The 5,706-nt window shown below is 39.4% G+C and carries 6 protein-coding genes; 4 read left to right on the forward strand and 2 right to left on the reverse strand.

The window, feature by feature from the left end:
- The first annotated feature begins 390 nt into the window (after positions 1-390).
- Together DDE80_RS13575 and DDE80_RS15490 are read left to right on the forward strand one after the other, a co-directional pair.
- Positions 391-1,944, forward strand: coding sequence for a type I restriction-modification system subunit M (locus DDE80_RS13575; protein ID WP_108308434.1), 1,554 nt, complete (start codon positions 391-393; stop codon positions 1,942-1,944).
- 3 nt (positions 1,945-1,947) lie between these two features.
- On the forward strand, positions 1,948-3,147 hold the full coding sequence (locus tag DDE80_RS15490) for a restriction endonuclease subunit S (protein ID WP_108308435.1): 1,200 nt from the start codon (positions 1,948-1,950) through the stop codon (positions 3,145-3,147).
- A gap of 304 nt (positions 3,148-3,451) precedes the next feature.
- On the opposite strand, the gene DDE80_RS13585 is transcribed toward DDE80_RS15490, so the two are convergent.
- A complete protein-coding gene (locus DDE80_RS13585) occupies positions 3,452-3,991 on the reverse strand; it encodes a hydrolase (RefSeq protein ID WP_108308436.1) in 540 nt (179 codons plus the stop codon).
- A gap of 297 nt (positions 3,992-4,288) precedes the next feature.
- On the opposite strand from DDE80_RS13585, the gene DDE80_RS13590 reads away from it, so the two are divergent.
- Positions 4,289-4,840 carry a YpjP family protein gene (locus DDE80_RS13590; RefSeq protein WP_108308438.1) on the forward strand — a complete coding sequence of 184 codons (552 nt, stop codon included), beginning with the start codon at positions 4,289-4,291 and terminating at the stop codon, positions 4,838-4,840.
- A gap of 452 nt (positions 4,841-5,292) precedes the next feature.
- Here the strand turns inward: DDE80_RS13590 and DDE80_RS15355 are convergent, their stop codons facing one another.
- Positions 5,293-5,448: a hypothetical protein gene (locus tag DDE80_RS15355; RefSeq protein ID WP_201261480.1), complete on the reverse strand. Its 156-nt coding sequence runs from the start codon at positions 5,446-5,448 to the stop codon at positions 5,293-5,295.
- A gap of 81 nt (positions 5,449-5,529) precedes the next feature.
- Between DDE80_RS15355 and DDE80_RS13595 the strand changes: the two genes are divergently transcribed.
- Positions 5,530-5,706, forward strand: a 177-nt coding sequence (locus DDE80_RS13595) for a helix-turn-helix domain-containing protein (RefSeq protein WP_153060862.1), incomplete at its 3' end; no start/stop codon positions are given.

The raw sequence follows: 5,706 nt of genomic DNA on the forward strand, positions 1-5,706 counted from the left end.
GAAGCGATAAGACTTCTAACCGTAGGGGCTACGGGGTTAGCCTACTAAATATCTGTTCGATAGAACGGAGTTCGTAGGAATCCCCCACTTCAAACAACCCGTAAGGTGTTAAGTGGGGGTAGTTCAAGGAGTGGCTACTAAATGAGCATCCTCTCATTCAAAAGCAAATCGCACTCTTTACAGAAGGTAGCGTAGCAGCGGTACTGAAATTATCCAACGTCAAAGAAATTGAAGTAGATGTACCAGCACTAGCGACGCAAACTATCTTAGGGAAAGTGGCGCAATTAAAAAAACGTAAAGCGGCTTTACTCAGACAAAAAGAACAACTTGAACAGGAGTGGCTCCATCATAAAATGGTGGCAGCCCTTACTAATGAAGGAGGACATGGACATGTCAACAAGTGAAAAACAACGTCAACAACAAGCAGAGCTTCATAAAAAGCTATGGGATATGGCAAATGACTTACGCGGTCAAATGGATGCATCAGAGTTTAAAGATTATATTTTAGGGTTAATTTTTTATCGCTACTTATCAGAAAAGGTCGAAGCACGTGCGAGTAAGCTGCTTAAAGAAGATGATATGACCTTTGCGGAAGCATGGGCGGATGCGGAGTATAACGAAAGCCTACAAGAATATTTGATTGATGAACTTGGTTATATCATTCCACCTGAGTATTTGTTTTCTACATTTATTGCCGAAATTGAACGCGGCGAAAAAAGCGAATTTGATATTGAAACCTTACAAGAAGGTGTCAAAGCTATCGAAGCGTCAACGATGGGGAAAGAGAGCCAGGAAGACTTTGAGAACTTATTTGACGATATGGATTTAAACTCGTCACGTCTTGGGCGTACGGTAAAAGCGCGCTCTACCTTGATTGCCAAAGTACTCGTTGGGATTGCCGGCATTCCGTTTTTACAAGACGATGTCGAAATTGATATTTTAGGCGATGCGTATGAATATATGATTTCGCAATTTGCGGCAAACGCAGGGAAAAAAGCAGGCGAGTTTTACACGCCACAACAAGTTTCTAAAATTTTAGCGAAAATAGTAACGGCAGGGAAAGAAGAAATTAGAGATGTCTATGACGGCACATGTGGTTCAGGCTCGCTGTTATTACGCGTAGGACGCGAGGCAAAAGTATACAATTATTACGGGCAAGAAAAAGTATCAACTACTTACAACTTAGCGCGTATGAATATGCTGTTGCACGACGTACCGTACCAACGCTTTGATATTAAAAACGCAGACACGCTAGAAGAGCCGCAACATCTAGGGCAAACATTTGAAGCCATCGTTGCCAACCCACCGTATAGTGCGAAGTGGAGCGCGGATGCTAAATTTCAAGATGACGAACGTTTCAGCAATTATGCGAAACTTGCGCCAAAATCAAAGGCAGACTTTGCGTTTGTGCAGCACTTTATCCATCATTTAGATGAGAAGGGCACGTTTGCCGTTGTGTTGCCACACGGGGTATTATTCCGCGGAGCGGCAGAAGGCGTTATTCGTAAATATTTAATTGAAGACAAAAACTATTTAGATGCAGTCATTGGGTTACCTGCTAATATTTTCTTCGGAACTAGCATCCCAACATGTATTTTAGTATTCAAAAAATGCCGTAAACACGATGATAATGTCATCTTTATTGACGCTTCAAGCGAGTTTGAAAAAGGCAAAAACCAAAACCATTTATCAGATGAGCATGTTGAAAAAATCGTCGCAACGTATTTAAGCCGCGAAACGATTGATAAATATGCTTACGCCGCAACATTAGATGAAATTCGCGAAAACGACTATAACTTAAACATCCCACGCTACGTCGATACTTTTGAAGAAGAAGAACCAGTAGATCTTGACGAAGTGGCCAAACAACTCGAAGCCATTGACGCCGAAATTGCGAAAGTGGACGAAGAACTCGCTGCCTACTTCAAAGAATTGGGGGTGTAGGGTGTGAACGTACCAAAGTTGAGATTTAAAGAGTTTGATGGGGAATGGACGAATGTTTCATTAGATAGTATTGTAGAAAGAGTTGTAAGGAAAAATAAACAACTAGAATCAAAATTGCCATTGACTATATCAGCAGATAAAGGATTAGTTGACCAAATAACTTATTTTAATAAAAATGTATCAGGGAAAGATTTAAGTGGGTATTACTTGTTGAAAAAAGGAGAATTTGCTTATAACAAAAGTTATTCTAATGGCTATCCTTGGGGAGCAGTAAAACAACTAGAAAACTACAGTCAGGGATTATTATCAACCTTGTATATTTGTTTCAAGGCAATGAATATTAATGAGGTATTTTTAAAACACTATTTTGAAACTAATCATTGGCATAAAGAAGTATCAATGATAGCAGCAGAAGGTGCTAGAAATCATGGTCTGCTTAATATTCCTGTAAATGAATTTTTTAAAATTAAGTTAAATATACCTGAAGAATGGGAACAACGAAAAATCGGAAATTTATTTGAGAAAATAGATAAAAAAATCCAACTCCAACAACAAAAAATTGATTTGCTGCAAGAACAGAAAAAAGGGTTTCTTCAGAAGATGTTTCCTAAAGCTGGTGAGACACAGCCAGAGATACGATTTGATGGATTCATAGGTGATTGGAAATTAGAAAAATTGGGCAAATTAGTAACTATCCATTCTGGTTGGTCGCCATCAAATTTTGAAGAAAATCATTCAGGAGAATTATTTATAAAAGTGGATGATTTGAATTATTCAAGTCGTGTACAAATAGAATCTAATATGAAAGTAACATCTCATTCGAAATATAAAAAGATGAAAAAAGGAAGTATTATATTTCCTAAGCGTGGTGCTGCTATCATGACAAATAAAGTTCGTATATTAGGTAAAGATGGATATATGGATACCAATATGATGTCTCTAGAACCAAATGGAGTTGATAATGATTTTCTTTATACTTTTTTAGATAAAACAGGATTATATAAAATTGCAGATACTTCAACTATTCCTCAAATCAATAACAAACATATTGAGCCATACGAAATAATGATTCCAGAATTAGAGGAACAAATTGTAATTGGAATGTTTTTCAAAAAATTAGATATATCTATAGACGTTCAACAAAAGCGCTTAGAATTACTTCAAAAACAAAAACAAGGCTTTATGCAACAAATGTTCATCTAGCTAAAACAGTTCATAAAACCACTTTAAAGACACCTCATTTCAGGTGTCTTTGTTGTTTCTAAAAAATATGTAGTCACGCTATAAAACGAAAAAGCTCGTCAATCAAAGGGGCTGTAAAAAATAAAACAAGCTACCTTTGTGATAAGGTACCTTGTTTGTGCTAAGTTTTTATGTTGCCTGCCAACGTCCAGCGCTCGAAGTCTGGAATCCGTATCGGTTTTTTATGTTGTCCGCCAACGTCTGGCACGCGCAATCCAGATAAGCGTATCAGGTTTTTACGATGCTTAGCCATCACTTGTTAGTGTTATTTAATAAGCGGCAACACTTGTTTAAACTCAGGCGTGCCGGCTTTTTTCATCAGTTCATAAATGACGCTTTCCGTCGAGGTAGGAAGTACGCCGTAGGCTTTCATTTTGTCGAGCCCGATCGCTTTATTGGCAGCGGTGCGACTAGATACCGCATCCACAACCGCTTCGACGTGGTAGCCGAGCTCTTTTAAGTGTGCTGCCGTTTGGAAAACGCAGATGTGGGCTTCGATGCCACACACGACGACTTGTTTGCGGTCAAGTTCGTTTAAGCGCACCATAAATTCAGCATTTAAGCAGGCGTCAAACTCGATTTTTTCGATAGGTGTTTGGTTAGGTAAATGCGCCGCAATGCTTGCGACAGTTGGGCCCAAGCCTTTTGGGTATTGCTCTAACCACACGACAGGCACATCAAAAATCTTGGCGGCTTGTACTAAGCGCTCGATATTTTTTACGAGCACATCACTATCGTGCACCATCTCTGCTAGCTTGCCTTGCACATCAATAAGCACGAGGCAGCTTGTTTCTTTCGATAACATAAAAAAAACCCCCTTTTGTGACAGTGTAACATCGTTTAACGTAAAAGAAAAACGGGAATCCCTCAAAAGAAGAACGCCCGCGCTCACAATTAGTTTGTGAAGTTTAATGATGTTAAGTATGCTAATAATGCTAGGAAACCAATTCCGAATACTGTTGACATGGTAAATGCCCTCCTTTGAAACGTACATTTCTACGTTTCTATTGTACAATGAAATAACAAATGATGAAACCTTTTCTCGTACTTTTGCGTAGTAGGTAGTAGAGAACATTCGAAAAATAGAGAAAGGATGATGAAAATGAAAAAATGGTTGAAACAGAGTGTGATGATCACCGTGGCGTTTTTAACGCTGGGCGTCATTACACCGATGCACGAAATTTGGGATAACTTTGGTGAGTCAAATGGCAGTAACGCACAGGCGGCGAGCCCTGAAGTGGCATACGCTGCCCCTGTTGAGGTAGCCGAAGATGTCGTTGAAGAAAAGAGCTTAACTGAAGTGGCACGCGAGCAGGCGTACACTAAATTTGGCACACGCATTGCGCCAAAAATTAGCGAAGATTTTGATACATACATCTTCCCAAAAATTGAGGAAGCCATTGCGATGCACTGCGCTGACCTTGATAACCTAACGATTACCGAAAACCCAAGCGGCGGCTATGCCGAAAAAATGTTTCACATCCAGCACGACGCACGCGACGTTATCCGCTTCCACGTGCGCACGGAAAACCGCCCACACGACGGCTTCTACTACAATTTCCATTACCACGTAGCTGCCGACAACTACGACACACACCACGACCTTGGCGAAATCTATTGGTCCAAAAACCAACCACCCAAATGGCTATCATAACGACCAACCACCCAACTGCGGGTGGTTTTTTTATGAAAAAAATCCTCCTTACCCAGCAAGGTAAAGAGGATGTCGTACACCTAAAAGTAATGAGCAGGGCGGCAATCCTGATCTCTGGTAACTTACACTCATTAAGAGCGTAAGCGCGTGGGGAACCTTTCCCACCTCACATTACTTTTAGTTTGTCTATAATGAAAGTATAACGTAACAATGTAATAATGTACACTATTTACTGACAGTTAAGGTTAGAAAAAGGCATGATACGGCCTGTACCTATACGCTTTATTATTTTTTTTGCACCGTTGTCCAATATATAAAATGAGCTAAGAAACATACCATTAGCTTCATTTAATTTTATCAAAAATAGGCGAGAATACGCCTACCTCAAGGAACGTGAAGGGCGTAGCCCAGTGAGTAGGTGGGAGATGAATCGCCTTCGGAGAAGGGGTAGCTTACTTGCTATCTCGATTGTCCGACTGTTCGAGTGCTATCTGTAATAGATGAAAAATAGTTTGTGTACGAGTTCCAAAACCCTTTTTCTTTTTGTATGCGTCCACTCTATCTAAAAGAATTTTAGGAAATCGTAATACGACTGATTGTTTTTCCATGTTTTCACCTCCAAAATAATATAAAATGAATATCAACTATGATATAATATGTATATCATAACACACAGGGAGGTGAAAGTCATGTTGGTCAATAAAGCATATAAATTTCGTATCTATCCAAGCAAAGAACAAGAAATACTGATTGCTAAAACAATCGGTTGTTCTCGTTTTGTATTCAATCATTTCCTCGCAAAATGGAACGATACTTATAAGGCAACAGGAAAAGGTTTGACTTACAATTCGTGTTCTTCTCAATTA

This window comes from Metalysinibacillus jejuensis, from assembly GCF_003057615.1.
Classification (GTDB): Bacteria; Bacillota; Bacilli; order Bacillales_A; family Planococcaceae; genus Metalysinibacillus; species Metalysinibacillus jejuensis.